A 20,136-nucleotide genomic window follows, 5' to 3' on the forward strand; every position below is an offset into this window, starting at 1 on the left:
TGACTCCGGCTGACAATTGATATTTGCTCCGGGCGCTACAGCCGCGCGGGGAAGCGTTCCACGTGCTGCCTTGGCAAGGGAAATCGTCACGATCTGGAGACTCGCCGTAGTACATCGCCATGTTGGGCGCCAGTCAATCTACCGTGGATGGGTGAGAAGAAAACCGATCGAACTGGCAGCTGTAGCAACCGCGGCAGTCCCCGGACTGACGCCCACCGCCGTGAGTTCCGCCCCCGACGATCCGGCGGACTTCGATTCGGCACTTCTCCTGGATTCCGAAGGGAAGCAGTGGCGGGTACGCTCACCGCGCCACGCGGAGGCCAGCGCCCGGCTGGAAACGGAGTTCATGGTCCTCCGCGCGTTTGCCCCGGGAATCAGGGCCGAGCTGCCCTTCCTGATGCCCACGGTGGCAGGGACCGTCCGGCAGGGCGCGCTGAGCACGTTTGTATACTCGCATCTGGCTGGCACCACCCGCAGCGTGGAAGAGCTGACTGCGGGACCGGAAGGCCTCGCCCGGGAAGTGGGCGCGGCACTGGCTGCGATACATGACCTTCCCCGGACCCTGGTCAGCAACGCCGACCTCCCCAGCTACACCCCCAACGAGTTCAGGCAGCGCAGGCTCAATGAACTCGACCAGGCCGCAACCACGGGGAAGATCCCTCCCGTGCTGCTGCGCCGCTGGGAGCACGCCTTGGAGGATGTGTCCCTATGGCGGTTCAATCCCTGCGTGGTCCATGGGGACCTGCACGAAGACAACATCCTGGTTGAGGGCCAGCGCGTGACGGCTGTGACCGGGTGGACAGATTTGCGCATCGGCGATCCCGCCGACGACATGGCGTGGCTGGTGGCCTCCAATGAACAGGGTTTTGTCGACGCCGTGTTGCGCCATTACACATCGAGCCGCAGGGATGCACCCGATGCCCACCTGCTGCGCCGGGCGGCGCTCTCTGCCGAGTTCGCGCTCGCCCAGTACCTGGTCAAGGGGCTGGCCGCCGGGGACCAGTCCATGATCGGCGAAGCCGAGGAAATGCTGGCGTCGCTGGCCGCGGACATCGCTGAGCACGGCGGTCAGCCCATCAGCGTGGAACCGTTGCCGCAGTCCGTCCCGGCCGTGCAGGTGGAACCTGTGCCGCTGGACGAACCGTCAACGGCCGCCGCCATGCCCGCCGTGCACGTGGCACCCATCCCGGTCGAACAGTCCGCCGAACCCGATGCCCCGGCATCGGGACCAGCACCAGCGGACAGCGACTCCGGCCGGGCTGCTGACGGGCCGGGAGAAACAGCTCCCCCGGCCCCGCCTGCAGCAGACGACACGTCCACCGCTGCCCTCAAGATTGTGGACGCGAAGTCCCACTAGCGGGGCCGGAGGCGTTGAGCAGGGCTGTCGTTCCGCCGAGGGCAGCCGTAACGATGTCCTCGAGCTGCTCGGCTGTGCCAAGGTCGTGGGGGCGCACCACCTGGTTTTCCCCCACGTAGTAGAACGCTGCCCGGACACTGTCGAGCGGAACTCCCTTGAGCCGCGCCCAGGCAAGACGATAGACGGCCAGCTGGACAGCCTTCACCTTCAACTGTCCCGCGGCCGGCCGTCGGCCCGTCTTCCAGTCCACCAGGTCCCAGCCGCCGTCGGCGTCCCGGAACACGGCATCGATCCGGCCACGCACCACAACCTCCCCTATGCGCGTCTCCACCGGAACCTCCACATGGGCGGGAGCACGGTGCGCCCACTCCGAATTCCTGAATGTTTCCACCATGGAATCCAGCCCGTAGGCCTCGTCAATGTGGCTGTCCGAACCGGGGGCCTCATCCAGCTCCAACATGCCCGCCTTACCGAAGTGCTCTTCCACCCAGGCGTGGAAAGCCGTTCCTTTACGGGCGGACATCCCCGGTTCCCTGGGAACCGGCCGCCGCAGCCGCGCAAGCACTGCTGCAGGATCGTCACCGAGATCCACGAACGTTGACGCGGAAATGTGGCCCGGCAGGTGGACGTCCTGCACGGTGGCCCTGCGATGGCGGCGCTCCAACAACAGGTCAGCTTCCTTCGCCCAGTTGGCCGCGAAGCTCCGGAGCTGTCGGGGCCCCTCCCCTGCGTCCGAATCCGCCGCCGGCTCCGTATCGGGGCCAGCGGCCAAGGCCTCGCGGACCCGCCCGGCGGCTGCCTCCATCGCTGCCCGCCGTCCCGGAACCAGCCTGAGCCTGGCACCGGTGCGCGGATCGGCCGGTCCTTCCAACGGGTCATACGGCCAGTGGGCCAGTTCGAGGTCCTGGGTCAACGGACTTTCTGCCGGCAGCGATGATTCCTCCACCGATGCGGCATGCACGACGGCGGCGGTCCCGGCCGCCGCTTCCGTCCGCCCGCGGGTGCTGCCCTCCGCCGCCACGGTTTCGGCTTCACCTGCGCCGATCCCTGCAAGGGGCGCCAGCTCCGAGAGGAATGGCGACATCTCCGCCATACCGGCCCGGGAACCGACCCAGGCCGCGCTCGAAACCCACAGCACGAACTTAGCCCGGGTGTACGCCACGTAGGCGAGCCTGCGTTCTTCGGCCTCTCCGTGCGCCTGGACGTCGGCTTTGAAGTTCTTTTCGGCGTCCAGCCAGCCCTTTTGATCCGGCTGGTCCGTGTCCCACTGGGGCAGGTCCGCACGGTCTCCCCGCAACGGCCAGGGCAAGGCAGCGCTTCCGCTGCTCCACCGCGAATCCCGGCTGCTCGGAAACGCTCCGGCGTTCAGGCCGGGAACGAACACAACGTCCCACTCCAGGCCCTTTGACGCGTGCACCGTCAGCAGCTGCACCGCTTCGTGGTTGACCTCCGGGGCCGCGACGTCCAGCCCGCCCTCTTCCGTTGCCGCTGCTTCCAGCCAGGCCAGGAACGCGAGGACATCGACGCGGTGCGAGGTGTGGAGGAATCCTGCCGCGGCATCGTGGAATGCGTCCAGGTTTCGCCGGGCCTGGTGGATGCTGACGCCGGGGCGGGCCGCCACCTCGATGTCGAGGAGCATGGCCCGTTCCACTTCGCCCAGAAGCGTCGTGAGGTCATCGCCCATAAATCCGCGGAGCTGCCGGAGTTCAGCCGACAAGGCATGCAGCCGGTCGAGGGCTGCAGGGCTCAGCGTCCGGCCGTGGGCCGAGGTCCATCCTTCCCGCGGCAGCCAGTCCAGGGCTTCCACAAGGCTCGGCGAATCGGTGATGTCGCTCTCGATCACCGCGGCGTCCGGATCGTCAGCTTCATCTGCGTCCGTCCGCGGATGCCCCCGGCGGCGCGCGAGGAATGATGACCAGTCCCGGAATGCCATGAGGTCAGCCGGGCCAATGCGCCAGCGGGCTCCGGCCAGAAGCCGCATGAGGCTATCCGAACGTCCCGGATCCGCGAGTACCCGCAGCGTGGCGACCAGATCCACGATCTCCGGGGTGTCCAAGAGGCCACCGAGGCCCACGATTTCGTAGGGGATCCCGCGCAGCTCGAACTCACGCCGGACGCATTCCATCTGTGCGCGGCGCCTGCACAGAACCGCCATCGCAGGAGCTACGCGGTCGGCGCCGACGGGTTCCTCGAAATCTGTAAGGCGGTAGCGCAGGACATCCGCTGCGATGGCCCTGGCCTCATCCTCATCCGTCGCAAAGCGTCCGATGACAACCTTCCCCTCGGCCGCAGCCGGACTGGGCTGCAGCGGCGGGACCTCCACGGAATCCGCCGACTGCCGCTCCCCCGCCGGGCCGGCTTGCAGCGCGGCGGCGCTAAGGGGCGCCGAAATAACGTTGGCCGCGGAAAGGATGTTGCGCCCGTTACGCCACGCGGTTGTCAGGTAGGAGGTGGGTGCCACGGCAAACGAATCGCCGGCCAGGGCAGGGAACTCCCGAACAAAATGGAAGAGCTGGCCGGCAGACGCACCCCGGAACCCGTAGATCGACTGGTTGGGGTCGCCCACGGCTGTCACGGCGTGGCCGCCGCCGAATAGCCTGGAAAACAGCACTAGCTGGGCATGCGAGGTGTCCTGGAATTCGTCGAGCAGCACCACTTTGAACCGCTGGCGTTCCACTTCGGCGGCCAGCGGAATCTCACTGGCGACCCGCGCGGCGAGCGCCACCAGGTCACCAAAATCCAACGCCCCGCGGACCCGCTTCGCGTCAGCATACCTGCCCACCATTTCGGCGACGCTCGCCCTGGTGCGCAGCATGGCGCCGAGTTCTCCGGCAGCCTGTGTCGGGTTCTTTTTGGCCCCGGCCACGTAGGGCAGGCCTTCAAATTCCGCGACCCGCTCCATCAGCCATTCCTGCACCTCGGCCGGATCGCGCAGGTGTTCAGCACACTCGCCCGCGAGCTGGATGACGGCTTTGACGAGCGTCGATTTGGCAGCACGGAAATGTTCGTATTCGCCGTCGAAAGCCTCAACAACTTCGCTAGCCAGCTGCCAGGCCTGCGCCCCGCCCAGGAGGACAACATCACGTTCGACACCGAGCCGGAGCCCGTAGTCGGACACGATGCCGCTGGCGTAGGAGTGGTACGTGGAAACTTTAGGTTCCAGGGCATCCTCGCTGAGCAGGCCCTCGGGAAATATCCTGTGGTCGGTGTCCTCCGCCGCAATCCGTTGCAGGGCCGAGAGCTTGGATCGGATCCGGCTGGCCAGTTCTCCGGCCGCCTTGCGCGTAAACGTCACGCCCAGGACTTCTTCCGGCCGGACCCAGCCGTTGGCAACAAGCCACACCACACGGTCCGCCATTGTGGCGGTCTTGCCGGACCCGGCACCGGCAATAACCAGCCGCGGAGTGAGCGGCGAGGAAATGATGGCGGACTGCTCTGCGGTGGGGCTGTTGCGTTCGCCCAGCATGGCAGTCAGCTCTTCCGGGGAAAACCGGGCGGGCGGGACGTCGGGTGGCGTAGTCATTCAGTAACCTGCTTTCCGCGCGGACAGAGAGGACAGACCTCCGGCAGCCGGCAGCCATGGCCGCCGTGACCAGATTTTGCCGGATCGTGGCGCGCCTCGAAGACACTGCCGGACATGAGCCGTGCGGCATCGTTCACCATGTCGAGTGCCCAGTTGTTGTCGGAGCCGTCCAGCGGCTCCTGGACCTGGATGCCCGGGCTTTTACTGCTCGTGCCAAGCTGGGCAAGGACAGCGCCACCCGGCTGACTATCGCCGGACTGAAGGTCACCTTCCGCCGTGCCGGGTTCGGTGAACCCCCCGGCCACTACCGCGGCCTGGTAAGCACCCAGCTGGGGATGGCGGGCCAGGTCTGCCTTCGACGGCTGGCGTTTGCCCGTTTTGAGGTCCACGATCACCAGGCGTCCTTCGGCATCGATCTCCAGGCGGTCCACCTGACCGCGGAGTACCGCGGATCTGACCTCGGGCTCAGCATCGGTTGCCGCAGGTACCAAGGTTTCCGGCTGCGGGATGTCCACGATGTCTGGCAGTTTCACTTCGAAGTCCCGCTCGACGCCGACAAGGCTCCTGCCTTCGCTGCGCATGACCAGGACGTACTGGGCGAGCTTCCGGACCATTCCCTCGGCACGCTGGAAATCCAGCTTGCCTTCCCAGTTATCCTTCATGCCGAGGGCCGGCCACCGCCTGACCAGTTCCACGAGGTATTCCGAGCCCGAAGCGTCCGGGAGATCCTGTGCGATGGCGTGGACCAGTGTTCCCAGACTCCTGGCGAAGTCGGTGGCTGCTTCACCACCGGCAGCCTGGATGAACCAGTCAAGGGGCGACTTTTGGACGGATTCCACCTTGGACGGCGAAACGAACACTGTTCCTCCGGGCGGAACGATCCGTTCCTCCGAAGACAGGGCAGCGAGGCCCCACCAGGAATCGGGATGGGCGCCGGGAACGGAAGGCTCGGCAGCGGCGAGCCTTGCCAGGACCCCGGCTGCTTCGACGGATTCAGCGGCAAACCTCCCGTCAAGCTGCGCGTGCTGCCGAAGTTCGGCCACGAGGGCGCGGAGGGTCATGGGACGTTCCACCGGGGTGAAGGTCCGCCGGTCCTGCCCGGGATGCAGCGGTGCGACGTAGTCGAGGAAGGAGGAGGGCTGTTCGTCCTCTGACGACACGGCGGTGCAGATTAGCAGTTCGCGGGCACGGGACACCGCTGTGGAAAAGCTGCGGAGTTCGTCGTACCGGATTTCCCGCAACCTGCTGATTGGCCCGAGTTGCATGGCGTGGTCCACCCCGTGCTCCACGGCGTCGGCGAACAGCGTGCTGCCCAGGAGTTCTCCCCGGAGCCTGGTGTTGGGCCACACTCCTTCCTGCAGGCCGGCGATGATGACCACAGGCCATTCACGTCCGGCGGCACTCGCCGGCGTCATGAGTTCAACGGCATCCTCCAGCTGCGCGCGCGCCGCCAGGGTGTCCATGGGCAGCTCCTGGCTGAGCAGGTACTCAAGGAACTGGTCCGGCCCTGACCCCGGCAACTGGTCAACATAGCGTTCGGCGGTGTGGAACAGGGCCATCATGGCGTCCAGGTCGCGGTCTGCCCGCGCCCCCGCCGCTCCGCCGGCCAGTGCCGCGTCAGTCCAGCGTGCGGCAAGCCCGGTGGCGTTCCACAATGCCCAAAGCACCGTCTCCGCGTTAGCCCCCGGTGCCCGGGCCGCCTCCCGGCCGGCCTCGATCATCCGCGCCACACGCCTCGCGGAGCGGCCCTCGATACCTGTGGTGGCCAAGGCGCCCGGTTCAAGCAGCGACTCGACCAGCAACGCATCACTGGTGCGGCCACCGCCGCCGAGGATCTCCTCGCGGCGCAGCGACTGGCGCAGCCGGCGCAGCTCGATGGAGGTCGCTCCGCCGATCCGGGATGTCAGCAGTGCCACTGCCGCTTCCGGGGTCAGGACCGCGGGATCCAGCGCCACAGCATAGGCATCAAGCAGGGGGCGGACCGCCACTTCGTCCCGGACGGCGGACTCCGCTACAGGAACGCGGACGGGAATGCCGTGGCCGGCCAAGTGCCGTTGCAGCTGGTTCAGCTGCCCGCCGTTACGCACGATCACCGCGATGTCGCCGAGCTCACGACGGTCGTTCAGGTGCGCGTCCAGGATGCGCTGGGCTACGTAGCGCAGCTCTTGGACCGGCGACGGAAGGATATGGCCTTCGACTCCGCCGCATGCCGGGACCGCGCCGGACTCGGGACGGTTGGATGGCGGTTCGGCGCTCTCCAGCCTGCGCGCCGACTGGCTGCCTGCCCGTTGGGAGATCCGTCCCGCCACCGAAAGCCAGGCCAGGGCCACGGCGGGAGTATGGCGGTGCGTACGCCAGAGCGGGCGCTCCAGGACAGTACCCGGTGCGGCGGCATCCCGGGGGCTGCGTCCGGCTGCGTCCGCTGGAGCCAGCAGGTGCGGCAACTCAGCGGTGAGGTCAGGGCGGGCGCCGCGGAAACCCTGGACGACAGTGTCCGGGGAGAATGCCACGTAGGCGTCCTTGCCTGCCGCGATATCCGCCAACAGTTCGAATACCGCCGGGTTGGCTTCCTGGATGTCGTCCACCAGGATCAGCTGGAGGCGTTCCCGCTCGGCGGCCAGGAATTCGGGGGCGTCCTGGAAGATCTGGCGGGCCGCCGTGATGATTCCGGCGGGGTCGAATGCCTCCGGCATCCGCAGGTCCAGGACGTCGCGGTACTCGGCGTACAGTGCGGCCGCAGCGATCCAGTCGGGACGGTTGCACTGCTGGGCCAAAGCCACCAGGTCGGCGGGCGTCCGGCCGGATTCGATGATCCGGTCAAAGAGCTGGCGTACTTCCTGACGGAAACCACGGGTTTCCAGAGCGGCACCGAGATCGTCCGGCCACGGCAGCTCAAGGCCCGGCAGGGTGTGTCCTTCCAACAGTTCCTTGATAATTAGGTCCTGCTCGGGTCCGGACAGCAGACGTGGCGGCCGCGGCAGCGGGAGGATGCCTTCCGCCTTGGCACGCCGGATCAGGTCGAAGGCATACGATGCCCAGGTGCGTGCCGGCGTCGTGCTCAGGCTCCGGTTGAGGCGGGCCGTGAAACGGTCCCGGAGCGAGTCTGCAGCAAGGCGGCTCGGGGCCAGCACGAGCATTCTTTCCGGATCCAGGCCGTCGCGCTCTGCCCGGCGCACTGCTGCTTCAATGAGCACAGTGGATTTTCCCGTCCCGGGAGCACCCGGAACCAGCACCGGGCCGGACCCGTGGGGGACGTCCACGGCCGCCTGCTGGTCCGGTGTGAGGACAGGAACGGCGCTGTGGACCTGGCGGGGAGGGAGGAGCCTCAGGCCGGCGGGCGATCCGGCTGGCCTGGCGACTGTTAGCTGGCCGGGCTGCCCATCTGCCCTCCGGCCGGACTGGACTCGTGGCCCGGACCGGACCTCCGGGGAATCGCTGGTAAGTGTCACACAGTCATTTCATCATCGGGGGCGGACATTTTATGGAGCCGCCGCTCCAACCGCTCTGCAATCAGGTCAATGAGGTCAAAATCACCGTCGACGGGGGCCCACCTTGCCTCGGTAAGGTCAACGCGCCACCGGCCTTCCCCGGTCCGGAGGAAGTCCAGGTAGCGGCCAAGGAGCGGAGTGCCTTCCTGGATGTAGAAGTTCAAGGCTTCGGTTTCCAGCCCCTGCGGTGCTTCGCCGTTTGCCCTCAACACGCGCCACCAGGGAACGGAACTGCCGTGGTGGCTCATGACGGAGCCCACCTGCCGTGCGCCGCCTGACCCGAGGAGCTCAGCAACATCCCCATACGCCACAACTGATCCCGGAGGAACGAGCTGAACCAGGGCCAGCACCGCCTCGACATACTCCGTGCGCATGGATCCAGCGTAGCGGGTACCTTGTGGCGGCACGCCACCGGCCTGGCACAAAACTGTCGGTGGCAGCAGGTAGTTTTGAAGCATGAGCAGCAGGAACACCATCACCACCAGTAGCACCAGCACCGCCAACACGGCTACCGGCACGTGGGACAAGCGGCCGCGGGCTGCATTCGACTTGGAGACCACCGGCCGCAACTCGCGCGCCGCGCGGGTCGTCACGGCGTCGGTCACGGTGGTGGACGCGGACGGAAGTGTCATCACGGAACATGAGTGGCTCGCGGATCCTGGAATCGAGATCCCCGCCGAAGCCAGCGAAGTCCACGGCGTCACAACCGAAAGAGCCCGGCTGGAGGGCCGTCCGGCCGCGGAGGTGACCCGCGAACTGGCCTCGGTGCTGCAGGGGTTGTTCGACGACGGGATCCCGGTTATTGCGTTCAACGCAAGCTATGACTTCACGGTGCTGGCTGCCGAATCGGCCCGCTACGGCATTCCGCAGCTGAACCGCTTCCCCGTGCTGGATCCCTACATCATGAACAAGCAGGTGGACCGGTTCCGCAAGGGCAAGAGGACGCTGACCGCACTGTGCGAGGAATACAAGGTCAACCTTGACAACGCCCACACGTCCGCCGCGGACGCCCTCGCGACGCTCCGGATGCTTGACGCCATGGCCGGCAAGTTTCCCAAGCTGCGAATGGCAGCCGGGCAGCTCCATCAGCTGCAGGTCGGCTGGGCGGCCAGCCAGGCCGCAGACTTCCAGACCTATCTGCGCAAGACCAAGCCCGCTGCCGTGATCGAGGGCGAATGGCCCGTCCTCCCCCCTGAAGACGCCAGCAAGGGCGACTTTTAGCCACTGCCCCGAGCTGGGCACCCGGGAGAGGCCCGCCCCCTGGGATGAGGATCACAGTCTCCGGCGCGTTCAGCTACCGGCAGCTTCGTCCCCTCCAATTTGGCCTGCCCCTGTGGGGCCGCACGAGTAGCGCCACCGGGGCGTCTCGGCGCACTTTTATGCGGGCAGCAGCACCCCAAGCCGAATATTATGCGGAAGTGACTCGCTTCAGGGTCCGCTGACATAATTAAGTTCAAAAGCGTGCTTGTGCTATGCCCTGCCCGAGGCCAACTCCTGAGGATAAATGATCACAGTTACTGACCTTCGAAAGGTCTACCGCCAGGGGAAAAAGGAAGTAGTGGCCCTCGACGGCGTCACCCTTTCCGTTCCCAAAGGTTCCATTCATGGAATCATTGGCCATTCAGGCGCCGGAAAGTCCACCCTGGTGCGCTGCCTCACTCTGCTGGATCGTCCGACGTCCGGCTCGGTCAGCATCGACGGCACAGAATTGAGCTCCGTCCGGGACTCCGAAATCCGTGCGGCGCGGCGCCGCATCGGCATGGTTTTCCAGCATGCCAACCTCATGGATTCACGCACTGCGGCCGGCAACGTGGCCCATCCCCTGGAGCTCGTCAAAACGCCGAAGGACAAGATCCGGGCCAAGGTGTCCGAGCTGTTGTCCCTCGTAGGACTCGAAGGTTTCGAGAACGCCTACCCCTCCCAGCTTTCCGGTGGCCAGCGCCAGCGCGTTGGCATCGCCCGGGCCCTGGCCGCCGACCCCGATGTGCTCTTATGCGATGAGCCGACCTCGGCCCTGGACCCCGCGACCACTGATGAAATCCTGGACCTGATCCAGGACCTGACCAAGCGCTTGCAGCTGACGGTGCTGATCATCACGCACGAAATGAACGTCGTGAAGCGCGTCTGCGACTCGGTCTCCCTGCTGTCCAAGGGCCGGATCATCGAGCACGGCGCCCTCAAGGACGTGGCCGGAGACCTCGAGAGCAAACTGGCCAAGGCGCTCCTGCCCCTGCCGGCGTCCGAACCCCTGAAGGGGGCGCTTCAGGGCGGACCCGTCCTGGAAATCCTGTTCGCCGGTGACAATGCAAAGGAACCTGTCCTCACCGGCGTAGCGCGGCACTTTGACATCGACCTGAATGTCCTGGCCGGCAGCGTCGAGACCCTGGGCGGCCAGCAGTTCGGGCACCTCCGTGTGCAGCTCGCTGAAAATGCGGACTACGACGCCGTCCTCAACTACCTCCACCAGCGCGGAATAGGCGCAAAACTGGCCGCGACCAGCACAGCAGCCGGCGACCCCCTCGATTCGGACCCTGCAGAAGCGGATGCTGCTGAATTGAACGACGTGACGGGAAGGAACCCATGAACGACATTTTCAGCAACCCCGTCCTTGCCAAGGCCCTGCCCGAAGCAATCGTAGAAACCCTGCAGATGGTCGGAATTTCGGCCTTCTTTACAGTGCTGGTTGGGCTTCCCCTGGGCGTCTTCCTGCACGTCACGGCGCCGGGCGGCCTGCGTCCGATGCCTGTCACCAACCGGATCATGAGTGACGTCATCGTCAACATCACCCGCTCCATCCCGTTCGCAATCCTGATGGTCGCCCTCATTCCGCTGGCCCGCCTGCTGACCGGCACGAGCCTGGGACCGGTGGCGGCCTCGGTATCGCTGTCCATCGGCACCATTCCGTTCTTTGCCCGCCTGGTGGAGACCTGCCTCCGGGACGTCCACCATGGCAAGATCGACGCCGCCCAGGTCATGGGTTCCACCAAGATGCAGGTCATCAACAAGGTGATGCTGCGCGAGTCGCTCCCGGCCCTGGTAGCCGCCACGACCACCACCGTGGTCACCCTGGTGGGGTACTCGGCCATGGCCGGCCTGGTGGGCGGCGGCGGACTGGGGAAGCTGGCGTACAACTACGGCTTCCAGCGCTTCGATGTCACGGTCATGATCGTGACCATCGTGCTGATCATCGTCCTGGTGCAGGTCATCCAGCTCGTGGGCGAACAGATCTCCCGCAGCCTCGACCACCGCTAAGCCATTACCACCGCTAAACCCTCACCATCAGCCGTCGTCCAACGGCCACGGCGATCTTCACCGCAGCAGGTAGCCTCCCGCTGCATCTGTGCCGGAGCGGGCGCCGGGCGCAAGCCCGCCGTCGAACTCCCAGCAATTCGAAAGGAACGCATCCGATGCGTAAATCACTCTCCCTCCTGGCCACCGGTATAGTCACCGCACTGGCGCTGACGGCCTGCGGCGGCTCGTCCAGCCCCAGCTCCGAGGCCACGACCCTTGACCCTGCCAAGCCCGCCACCCTGACCGTCGGCGCCAGCCCGGTCCCGCAGGCGAAGATCCTGGAGTTCATCAACCAGGACCTCGCGCCGAAGGCCGGCCTGAAGCTGGACATCAAGGAAATCGAGGACTACCAGACGCCGAACACCGCCCTGAGCGACGGCTCGCTGGACGCCAACTACTACCAGCACCTGCCGTGGTTTGAGGACCAGGTCAAGACCAAGGGCTACAAGTTCGGCCACGGCGAAGGCGTCCACATCGAGCCGTACGCCGCGTTCTCGGAAAAGGTCAAGGACATCAAGGACATCCAGGAGGGTGCCAAGGTTGCCATCACGAATGACCCTTCCAACCAGGTCAGGGCCCTCAAGGTCCTCCAGGTAGCCGGGCTGGTGAAGGACATCAAGGATGATTCCTCCGTGCTGACCCTGACTGACGAGCAGAACCCCAAGAAGCTGAAGTTCTCCGAGAACCAGCCTGAACTGTTGATCAACGACCTCAAGGACCCGTCAGTGGACCTGGCGCTCATCAACGGCAACTTCATCCTGAAGGCCGGCCTGAGCACCAAGGACGCCCTCGCAGTGGAGTCCGTGGAGAACAACCCCTACGCGAACTTCCTGGCCTGGCGCGAGGACTCCAAGGACGACGTCCGGATCAAGAAGCTGGATGAACTCCTGCACTCCCCCGAGGTCAAGGCCTTCATCGAGAAGGAATGGCCCAACGGTGACGTGACGGTGGCCTTCTAAGCCTCCGTTTCACAGCTTTAGCAAAAGTCCCCGCCTCCCGGACGTTTCCCCTTCGCTTTTAGCGGGGACTCGTGCGGGAGGCGGGGACTTCTGTTGTGAGCCGTTACAGCCCGGCCGGCACCGCTGCCGACGCTGCAGCCCTGGCTGCGGCGGGAAGTGCGTCGAAGATCCGGTTCATGGCGGCGTCGTCGTGGGCGGCGGAAAGGAACCAGGCTTCGAAGACAGACGGCGGCAGGTAGACCCCGGAGTCCAGCATCGAGTGGAAAAACGGCGCGTACCGGAACACTTCCTGGCCCTGGGCGTCGTCGTAGTTGTGGACGCCCCGCGCCGAGGTGCCGAAAGCCACCGAGAACAGGTTGCCGGCCCGCTGGATGGAATGGTCCACCCCGGCGGCATCCAGTGCCGAGGACAGCGCAGCGGAAAGCTCCAGCGAGCGTGCGTCGATGAACGAGTACACCTCAGGGGTGGCATGGGCCAGAGTTGCGACGCCGGCTGCCATGGCGACGGGGTTTCCGGACAGGGTGCCTGCCTGGTAGACGGGACCGAGCGGCGCAAGGTAGTCCATGATGTCGGCACGGCCGCCGAGAGCCGCCGTCGGCATGCCCCCGCCAATGACTTTGCCGAAGGTGAGGAGGTCCGGGCTCCACGGTTCGGCGGCGTCTGCCGCACCGCCGGTGAGGCCCCAGTAGCCCGAGTATCCGGTACGGAAGCCGGTGAGGACTTCGTCCACGATAAGCAGGGCGCCGTGTTCGCGGGTAATCCGCGAAAGTCCGGCGTTGAAGCCTTCGCCGGGCGTCACCACACCCATGTTGGCGGGTGCCGCCTCCGTAATGACGGCGGCGATGTTGCTGCCATGGGCGGCGAACGCGGCCTCCACGGCGGCGAGGTCGTTGTACGGAAGGACCAGGGTCTCGGCGGCGGTGGCGGCCGTGACGCCGGCGGAACCGGGCAGCGCCAGGGTGGCCACACCGGACCCGGCCGCGGCCAGGAGTCCGTCGAGGTGGCCGTGGTAGCAGCCGGCGAACTTGATGACCAGGTCGCGTCCGGTGAAGCCGCGGGCCAGGCGGATGGCGGTCATGGTGGCTTCAGTTCCGGTGGACACCATCCGGACGCGTTCGGCAGCCGGCACCCGTTCCTTGACGATCGCAGCCAGGTTGGCTTCGTCCGGAGTAGAGGCACCGAACGAGAGTCCGCGGTCCACGGCGGCGTGGACCGCCTCGAGCACGGCCGGGTGGGCGTGGCCGAGCAGCGCGGGACCCCACGAGCACACCAGGTCCACATACTCGGCACCGTCGGCATCGGTCAGGTACGCGCCTTTTGCGGACACCATGAACCGGGGGGTCCCGCCCACGGAACCGAAAGCCCGGACGGGGGAGTTGACGCCGCCCGGCATGAGCTGGCGTGCACGGTCGAAGAGTGCCTCATTGCGAGGAGAGCTGGAAGTCATGGTTCCTATTCTTTCAGTTTCCGGATGCGTGCCCGGACAGGAGCTGGGCCACCCGGGGTGCCACCGCTGTACCAAGCAGTTCAATGGACCGCATCATCGCGGTGTGTGGCAGGGAGCCGCTGCTGTACTTGAGATCAAAGCGGTCCACGCCCAGGTTCCGTTTGAGCAGGACGATCTTGCGCGCAACCGTCTCAGCTGACCCCACATAGAGGGCGCCTTCGGGGGTGCACATAGCGTCGAATTCGTGCCGGCTTCCCGGACCCCAGCCGCGTTCGGCTCCGAGCCTGTTCCGGAGTCCCAGCCAGTGCGGGAAGAACTCCTCGCGCGCTTCCTCGTCTGTTTCGGCCACATGTCCGGGCGAATGGGTGGCCACCTGCTGCATCGGGTGTCCGTATTTGGCCATGGCCTCGCGGTAAAGGTTGGCCAGCGGAGCGAAGGATCGCGGTTCGCCGCCGATGATCGCGAAAATAATCGGGTAGCCGTATTGCGCGCAGCGCAGCACGGACTCAGGGGTTCCGCCTACGCCGATCCAGGCCGGCAGCAGATGGTGCTCCAGCGGCGGATAGACGCTCAGCCCGTTGACGGCCGGACGGGTCCGCCCTTCCCAATGGACGGGCTTCTGCGCGCGGACCTTGTCAAAGAGTTCGAGCTTTTCCTCGAAGAGGATCTCGTAGTCGGCAAGGTCCAGGCCAAACAGCGGGAAGGATTCAATGAAGGACCCGCGGCCCAGCATGACTTCCGCGCGGCCGCTGGAGATGGCATCCACCGTGGAGAAACGCTGGAAGACGCGGATGGGGTCATCCGAGCTCAGCACGGTCACGGCCGACCCCAGCCGGATGCGCTTGGTCCGCGCTGCGGCGGCGGCCAGGAACACCTCGGGTGCCGAGACGGCGTAGTCCTTGCGGTGGTGCTCCCCCACGCCAAAGGCATGGAGCCCGACGTCGTCCGCCAGCTCCGCCTGTTCCAGCAGCTGGCGAAGCACTTGCGCGTGCGGCACCGGGTGCCCGTCGGGGTACACCCCGACGTCGCCAAAAGTGTTCAGGCCGAGCAGGACCTTCCCGGGGCCGACGGGAGCGGTGGGGCTGTGGGCGGGCGCCGCGGCGGGGGCCAAAGGCCCGGCGTCTCCGGTACCGGACGCCTCGCTCATCGGGACTCCTTCAGCCAGCCGGCGAGCTCGGACGCCCAGTAGGTCAGGACCATGTTGGCTCCGGCCCGCTTGATGCCGAGCACGGATTCGGTAATGGCCGCGCGCCGGTCGATCCAGCCATTGGCGGCGGCCGCCTCGATCATGGAGTACTCCCCCGAGATCTGGTAAGCAGCCACGGGCACGGTGCTGATGGCCGCGACATCGGCGAGGATGTCCAGGTAGCTCATGGCGGGTTTCACCATCACCAGGTCGGCGCCTTCGGCCAGGTCCAGCTCCACTTCGAGGAGGGCTTCGCGGCGGTTGGCGGCGTCCATCTGGTACGTGCGGCGGTCGCCCTTGAGCTGGGAATCCACGGCTTCCCGGAACGGACCATAGAACGCGGAGGCGTACTTTGCGGCGTACGCCACCACGGCCGTGTTGGTGTGCCCGGCGTCTTCCAGCGCCTGCCGGATCACGCCGATCTGGCCGTCCATCATTCCCGAGGGGCCAAGCATGTGCGCCCCGGCGTCCGCCTGCGCCACGGCCATCGCCGCGTAGATTTCCAGCGTCGCGTCGTTGTCCACGTAGCCTTCGTCATCGAGGACGCCGCAGTGGCCGTGGTCGGTGAATTCGTCCAGGCACACGTCGCTCATGACCACCAGGTCATCGCCCACTTCAGCGCGGACGTCCCGGATGGCCTTGTTGAGCACTCCGTCGGGATCCAGCGACGCGGTACCCCGGGCATCGCGCTCGGCGGGGATGCCGAAAAGCATGATTCCGCCGACACCCAGTTCCACGGCCTCGGCCGCTGCCTTCTTGAGCGAATCGGTGGTGTGCTGCACCACGCCGGGCATGGAGGCGATGGGGTTGGGTTCCGTGAGCCCCTCGCGGATGAACGCGGGAAGGATCAGCTCCGGGGCCGCCAGTCGGTTTTCGGCCGTCATCCTGCGCATGGCCGGGGTGGTGCGGAGCCGGCGGGGGCGGTGGGTCGGGAAGCTCATGTTCTGTCCTTCACGTAGGTCTCGGTGGCGGGCGGTGGGGTGGCATGTCCTGGTGCAAGGGCCTCGATGACGGCGGACACCAGGCCGGATGTTGTTGGTTCCTCAGCGACGGCGGCCACCGGCAGGCCCAGCGACTCCGCCTCAGCTGCCGTTGAACGTCCGATCGCCACGAACCTGCACTCGCCGAGCGGCGACAGCCCGGCATGGATGCGGCGGGCAGCGCTGGGTGAAGCAGCGACGACGGCGTGGAGCCGCCCGGCGTCGAGCTCGGCTTTTGCTTCGGCAGGGGTGAGCACTCCAGTGCCCGGGGGCGCGGCTGACGCATCGTTGCCGACGGAAGGGGTGAAGCTGCGGGCCGGATCGGCCGGATAGTCCACCGTGTGATAGGCGGTGACAGCCTGAACCCTGGCGCCTAGTGATTCCAGCCCCTCGGCAAGCCGGGCATCTGCTATGTCTGCCTGGGGCAGGAATACGCTGCCTTGGCCTTGCGGCCAGATGTCCAGGAGTCCGACGCCGGACTGGAGCCGGGCCGGGGCCAGGTCAACAGTGATTCCGCGTAATTCCAGTTCGCGACGTGTGGCGGGGCCAATGGTGGCCACTTGGAGGGAGCCGGGCAGCCACCGGCTCAGCGTGGAGCCCCGTTCACGGGCGAGCTCCTCGAGGGCCTGCACGGTGGTGACGCTGCTGATCACCAGCCAGGTGTACGCGCCGGCGCCCAGGGCGTCGAAGGCGACTTCCAAGGAGTGCAGGTCCCGGGCGCGTTCGAAGTCGATCAGCGGCAGCAGCAGCGGTTCGGCGCCGGTTTCCCGAAGGGCCGCGAGGAGCGCCCCTGCCCGGTCCGGGCTGCGTGTGACCAGGACGCGGGCGCCCTCGAGGACGCGCAGCCCGTGGCGGCCCTCACCGCGGGCACTGCGCCGCCCCATCATCTGCCCGGCTCCGCCGGTTCAGGAAGCGGCAAGGTCCGCGATGTCGGCTGCACCGGCTGCCAGCAGCGCCTCAGCCAGTTCGATGCCAAGAAGCGTCGCGCCGACCTCGGTGAGCCCGTCCGTCGCCCGCTTGTCGCGGACGGTGGCTGACCCGTCGACAGCGCAGACGGCGGCCTCCAGGTAGAGCATGCTTCCCTTGCGGAAGGCGTAGGCACCCACCGGGGCTGCGCACCCTGCCTCCAGACGGGCCAGGAGCGCCCGTTCGGCCGTAACCGCGAGCCTGGTGTCCGTGTCGTCCAGGGCTGCCAGCGCCTGGGCCAGCGGCCCCTGGGACCCTTCGGTGGATCCCGTTCTTCGCGGAGCGTCCGCAGTGCGGCACTCGATGGCAAGCGACCCCTGGCCGGCGGCCGGAAGCATGACATCTGTTTCGAGATATTCGCTAACGGTGTCCAGCCGGCCGATGCGCTCGAGGCCGGCGGCGGCCAACACGACGGCGTCGAGGTCGCAGGATTTGCCCAACACCACGGCATCCGTGGTGTTGCCCGGCAGGCCGGGAACACGACCCAGGCGGGTGTCCACGTTGCCACGGATGTCCACGACGTCAAGGTCGGGACGGGCCGCGCGGAGCTGCGCCGCTCGGCGCGGGGAACCGGTTCCCACCCGGGCGCCCTGCGGGAGGTCGGCCAGCTTGAAACCGTCGCGCGCGCAGAGCACGTCACGGACGTCGACGCGCTTCGGCGTCGCGGCGAGGTTCAGCCCGGGCGCGGCTCCGGTGGGCAGGTCCTTGAGCGAGTGCACGGCAACGTCGCAGTCGTCCCGCAGGAGCGCCTCCCGCAAGGCCGCCACAAAAACTCCCGTGCCGCCCATCTGCGAGAGCGAACCGGTCAGGACGTCCCCGTCCGTCCTGATGTGCACCAGTTCCACGGGGAACCCGCCAATGGCGGCGAGCTGGTCGGCTGTTTGCTGGGTCTGGGTCAACGCCAGCTTGCTGGCACGCGTCCCGATGCGGACCGTCACAGTGAGTCCTGTCCCGCCGCCTGGGCAGCCGGAGTGTCAGCCGAACCCGAAGGGTAGGGGGCGTGGCCTGTGCCCACTGAGGTGTCAGCTCCTGCGATGGTGGGCTTCTTGCCCCGGAAGTTGGCGCAGCAGCCGGGGCGGCAGACGTCATACCAGGGCCCCAGGTCGGTGAGGTGCGGCCGGTCGGCAATATTGTTCGCGGCAGTGCGCTCACAGACCAGGTCCACGATGCCGCTCACGAATTTGCGGTGCGTGCCGGGGGTGGGCACCCGGGTTGCGGACAGGCCAAGGTTGCGGCACGTTTCCAGCGCTTCGGTGTCCAGGTCCCAGACAACCTCCATGTGGTCGCTGACGAAACCCAGGGGGACGATCACGATTCCCTTGACACCCTCGCCGGCAAGCTCCTCGATGGCGTCGTTGATGTCCGGTTCGAGCCACGGAACGGACGGAGCACCGGAACGGGACTGGTAAACGAGGGACCATGGGGCGGTCAGGCCCGATTCTTCCTCGACACGTCGGATGACCTCGGCGCCGGATGCCAGGTGCTGCGCCACGTAGGCCGAGCCTTCAGCGAAGGTGCGCGGTTCACCCTCGGAGCGTCCGGCAGCTTCAGCGTCACGCGTCGGAATGGAGTGCGTGGCGAACAGGATGTGGACCGGTGCGTCCGGAGTACCGGCCGCGGCAAGCTGGGCGCGGACGTCGGCAAGGCCGGCAGCGGTCCCTTCCACGAAGGGCTCCACGAAGCCCGGGTGGTCGAAGTACTGGCGGACTTTGTCCACTTCCAGCTTCCCGTCCAGGCCGGTCTCGGTCAGCGCCATGCCGATGTCCTCGCGGTACTGGCGGCAGCTGGAGTAGCAGGAGTAGGCGCTCGTGGTGACCATGAGGACCTTGCGGTGGCCGGCGTCGTACACGTCCTGGAGGGTCTGCGGAATGTAGGGGTCCCAGTTGCGGTTGCCCCAGAAAACGGGCAGGTTGATGCCCCTGGCCGAGAGTTCCGCTTCGATCCCGGCCTTGAGCTCGCGATTCTGCTGGTTGATCGGGCTGATGCCCCCGTTGGCACGGTAGTGGTGCGAAACCTCTTCAAGCCGTTCGTCGGGGATTCCGCGCCCCCGGGTGACATTGCGGAGGAAGGGGATGACGTCATCCTGGCCCTCAGGCCCGCCGAATGAGGCGAGGAGGACGGCGTCGTATTCCTTCGGAGCCATACGCCCGGATTCGGTGACCGGGTTGACGGCCGTCACCGAGGCCGGTGCCTCCTGTGATTCAAGCGGGCTCATGCGAGGACCTCGGCGATCTCGCCGGCGGTGACCCGCCGGCCGGTGTAGAAGGGGATTTCTTCGCGGACATGGTGCCGGGCCTCGGTGGCGCGCAGGTGGCGCATCAGGTCCACGAGGTCCACCAGTTCAGGGGCCTCAAGGCCGAGGATCCATTCCCAGTCGCCCAGGGCGAAGGAGGAGACAGTGTTTGAGATGACCTGCGGGAAGTCGCGGCCCAGCAGTCCGTGGTCGCGAAGCATGGCGCCGCGTTCCGCGTCGGGGAGCAGGTACCACTCGTAGGAGCGGACGAACGGGTACACGCACAGCCATTCGGCCGGTTCCACGCCGCGGGAAAATGCCGGGGTGTGGTTCTTCGCAAATTCCGCCTCGCGGTGCACGCCCATGGCGGACCAGGCGATCTCGGTGCCGGCGAAAAGCGTGCTGCGGCGGATGTCACGGACGGCCTGCTGCAGGGCCTCGGGCTTGGGCCCGTGGAGCCACACCATAATGTCCGCATCCGCACGCATTGCCGAAACGTCGTAGCTGCCCCGGTGGACCACTCCTCCGTCGGCCAGGCGGCCCAGCAGGGCTTCGAAGTCCGCGGCAGCATCGCCGCTGCGGGTTACGTCGGAGGAGCGCTTGAATACCGTCCAGAGAGTGAAGAACTGCTCTGTTTCTTCGGCTACTGAATTTTCGGTTTTACTGACAGATTCGGCAGAAGTGTGGCTCATGGTTACCAGTCTGC

Annotated in this window: 15 protein-coding genes; 5 read left to right on the forward strand and 10 right to left on the reverse strand. The window is 66.7% G+C overall.

From position 1 onward, the window contains the following. Positions 1 to 151 precede the first annotated feature (151 nt). On the forward strand, positions 152 to 1,357 hold the full coding sequence (locus JOE41_RS03780) for a macrolide 2'-phosphotransferase (RefSeq protein ID WP_011692595.1): 1,206 nt from the start codon (positions 152 to 154) through the stop codon (positions 1,355 to 1,357). On the opposite strand, the gene JOE41_RS03785 is transcribed toward JOE41_RS03780, so the two are convergent. The 3 genes from JOE41_RS03785 to JOE41_RS03795 all read right to left on the reverse strand — a co-directional run bounded on the left by JOE41_RS03785 (position 1,329) and on the right by JOE41_RS03795 (position 8,742). Next, on the reverse strand, positions 1,329 to 4,880 hold the full coding sequence (locus JOE41_RS03785; protein ID WP_209750977.1) for an ATP-dependent DNA helicase: 3,552 nt from the start codon (positions 4,878 to 4,880) through the stop codon (positions 1,329 to 1,331). The two genes, JOE41_RS03780 and JOE41_RS03785, sit on opposite strands and share 29 nt — an antisense overlap. Further along, positions 4,877 to 8,209, reverse strand: coding sequence for an ATP-dependent DNA helicase (locus tag JOE41_RS03790; protein WP_209753530.1), 3,333 nt, complete (start codon positions 8,207 to 8,209; stop codon positions 4,877 to 4,879). Before JOE41_RS03790 ends, JOE41_RS03785 begins: the two co-directional genes overlap by 4 nt. A gap of 116 nt (positions 8,210 to 8,325) precedes the next feature. Further along, complete coding sequence (locus JOE41_RS03795; protein WP_209750979.1) at positions 8,326 to 8,742, reverse strand: MGMT family protein; 417 nt, start codon at positions 8,740 to 8,742, stop codon at positions 8,326 to 8,328. Positions 8,743 to 8,824: 82 nt separating this feature from the next. Between JOE41_RS03795 and JOE41_RS03800 the strand changes: the two genes are divergently transcribed. The 4 genes from JOE41_RS03800 (at position 8,825) to JOE41_RS03815 (ending at position 12,618) form a co-directional block, all read left to right on the forward strand. Continuing rightward, entirely contained in the window at positions 8,825 to 9,589 is a 765-nt protein-coding gene (locus JOE41_RS03800) for a 3'-5' exonuclease (protein ID WP_245200615.1), read from the forward strand. Positions 9,590 to 9,872: 283 nt separating this feature from the next. After that, positions 9,873 to 10,952 (forward strand): methionine ABC transporter ATP-binding protein, encoded by a 1,080-nt coding sequence (locus JOE41_RS03805; RefSeq protein ID WP_209750981.1) that lies wholly within the window; start codon positions 9,873 to 9,875, stop codon positions 10,950 to 10,952. After that, positions 10,949 to 11,620: a methionine ABC transporter permease gene (locus JOE41_RS03810; RefSeq protein ID WP_011692601.1), complete on the forward strand. Its 672-nt coding sequence runs from the start codon at positions 10,949 to 10,951 to the stop codon at positions 11,618 to 11,620. The genes JOE41_RS03805 and JOE41_RS03810 overlap by 4 nt, the downstream gene beginning before the upstream one ends. 155 nt (positions 11,621 to 11,775) lie before the next feature. Continuing rightward, positions 11,776 to 12,618: a MetQ/NlpA family ABC transporter substrate-binding protein gene (locus JOE41_RS03815; RefSeq protein WP_011692602.1), complete on the forward strand. Its 843-nt coding sequence runs from the start codon at positions 11,776 to 11,778 to the stop codon at positions 12,616 to 12,618. 103 nt (positions 12,619 to 12,721) lie between these two features. Here JOE41_RS03815 and hemL read toward each other — a convergent pair whose 3' ends face one another. Genes hemL through hemQ form a run of 7 tightly spaced genes read right to left on the reverse strand, consistent with a single transcriptional unit; the run spans position 12,722 to position 20,122 of the window. Then, positions 12,722 to 14,065 (reverse strand): glutamate-1-semialdehyde 2,1-aminomutase, encoded by a 1,344-nt coding sequence (gene hemL, locus JOE41_RS03820; protein WP_011692603.1) that lies wholly within the window; start codon positions 14,063 to 14,065, stop codon positions 12,722 to 12,724. A 13-nt stretch (positions 14,066 to 14,078) separates the two neighbouring features. Next, the gene (locus JOE41_RS03825) at positions 14,079 to 15,212 is read right to left on the reverse strand and encodes an LLM class flavin-dependent oxidoreductase (RefSeq protein WP_245200616.1); all 1,134 of its coding nucleotides are present in this window, start codon (positions 15,210 to 15,212) and stop codon (positions 14,079 to 14,081) included. Next, positions 15,209 to 16,192, reverse strand: a complete 984-nt coding sequence (hemB, locus tag JOE41_RS03830; RefSeq protein ID WP_209750984.1) for a porphobilinogen synthase — start codon at positions 16,190 to 16,192, stop codon at positions 15,209 to 15,211. The genes JOE41_RS03825 and hemB overlap by 4 nt, the downstream gene beginning before the upstream one ends. After that, positions 16,189 to 17,118 (reverse strand): uroporphyrinogen-III synthase, encoded by a 930-nt coding sequence (locus tag JOE41_RS03835; RefSeq protein WP_011692606.1) that lies wholly within the window; start codon positions 17,116 to 17,118, stop codon positions 16,189 to 16,191. The genes hemB and JOE41_RS03835 overlap by 4 nt, the downstream gene beginning before the upstream one ends. 18 nt (positions 17,119 to 17,136) lie before the next feature. After that, positions 17,137 to 18,135 (reverse strand): hydroxymethylbilane synthase, encoded by a 999-nt coding sequence (gene hemC, locus JOE41_RS03840; RefSeq protein WP_011692607.1) that lies wholly within the window; start codon positions 18,133 to 18,135, stop codon positions 17,137 to 17,139. Continuing rightward, positions 18,132 to 19,412, reverse strand: coding sequence for a ferrochelatase (locus tag JOE41_RS03845; protein WP_209750986.1), 1,281 nt, complete (start codon positions 19,410 to 19,412; stop codon positions 18,132 to 18,134). Before JOE41_RS03845 ends, hemC begins: the two co-directional genes overlap by 4 nt. Then, entirely contained in the window at positions 19,409 to 20,122 is a 714-nt protein-coding gene (gene hemQ / locus JOE41_RS03850; protein WP_011692609.1) for a hydrogen peroxide-dependent heme synthase, read from the reverse strand. Before hemQ ends, JOE41_RS03845 begins: the two co-directional genes overlap by 4 nt. Positions 20,123 to 20,136: the final 14 nt, after the last annotated feature.

The organism is Arthrobacter sp. PvP103, from assembly GCF_017833075.1.
Lineage (GTDB): Bacteria > Actinomycetota > Actinomycetes > Actinomycetales > Micrococcaceae > Arthrobacter.

What these genes read in the sequence shown, in the direction of transcription:
- JOE41_RS03805 (WP_209750981.1), top strand. Translation starts at nt 9,873, where the DNA reads ATGATCACAGTTACTGACCTTCGAAAGGTCTACCGCCAGGGGAAAAAG.
- hemL (WP_011692603.1), bottom strand. Translation starts at nt 14,065, where the DNA reads ATGACTTCCAGCTCTCCTCGCAATGAGGCACTCTTCGACCGTGCACGC.
- JOE41_RS03825 (WP_245200616.1), bottom strand. Translation starts at nt 15,212, where the DNA reads ATGAGCGAGGCGTCCGGTACCGGAGACGCCGGGCCTTTGGCCCCCGCC.
- JOE41_RS03800 (WP_245200615.1), top strand. Translation starts at nt 8,825, where the DNA reads ATGAGCAGCAGGAACACCATCACCACCAGTAGCACCAGCACCGCCAAC.
- JOE41_RS03845 (WP_209750986.1), bottom strand. Translation starts at nt 19,412, where the DNA reads ATGAGCCCGCTTGAATCACAGGAGGCACCGGCCTCGGTGACGGCCGTC.
- JOE41_RS03810 (WP_011692601.1), top strand. Translation starts at nt 10,949, where the DNA reads ATGAACGACATTTTCAGCAACCCCGTCCTTGCCAAGGCCCTGCCCGAA.
- JOE41_RS03795 (WP_209750979.1), bottom strand. Translation starts at nt 8,742, where the DNA reads ATGCGCACGGAGTATGTCGAGGCGGTGCTGGCCCTGGTTCAGCTCGTT.
- hemB (WP_209750984.1), bottom strand. Translation starts at nt 16,192, where the DNA reads ATGAGCTTCCCGACCCACCGCCCCCGCCGGCTCCGCACCACCCCGGCC.
- hemQ (WP_011692609.1), bottom strand. Translation starts at nt 20,122, where the DNA reads ATGAGCCACACTTCTGCCGAATCTGTCAGTAAAACCGAAAATTCAGTA.
- JOE41_RS03815 (WP_011692602.1), top strand. Translation starts at nt 11,776, where the DNA reads ATGCGTAAATCACTCTCCCTCCTGGCCACCGGTATAGTCACCGCACTG.
- JOE41_RS03785 (WP_209750977.1), bottom strand. Translation starts at nt 4,880, where the DNA reads ATGACTACGCCACCCGACGTCCCGCCCGCCCGGTTTTCCCCGGAAGAG.
- JOE41_RS03835 (WP_011692606.1), bottom strand. Translation starts at nt 17,118, where the DNA reads ATGATGGGGCGGCGCAGTGCCCGCGGTGAGGGCCGCCACGGGCTGCGC.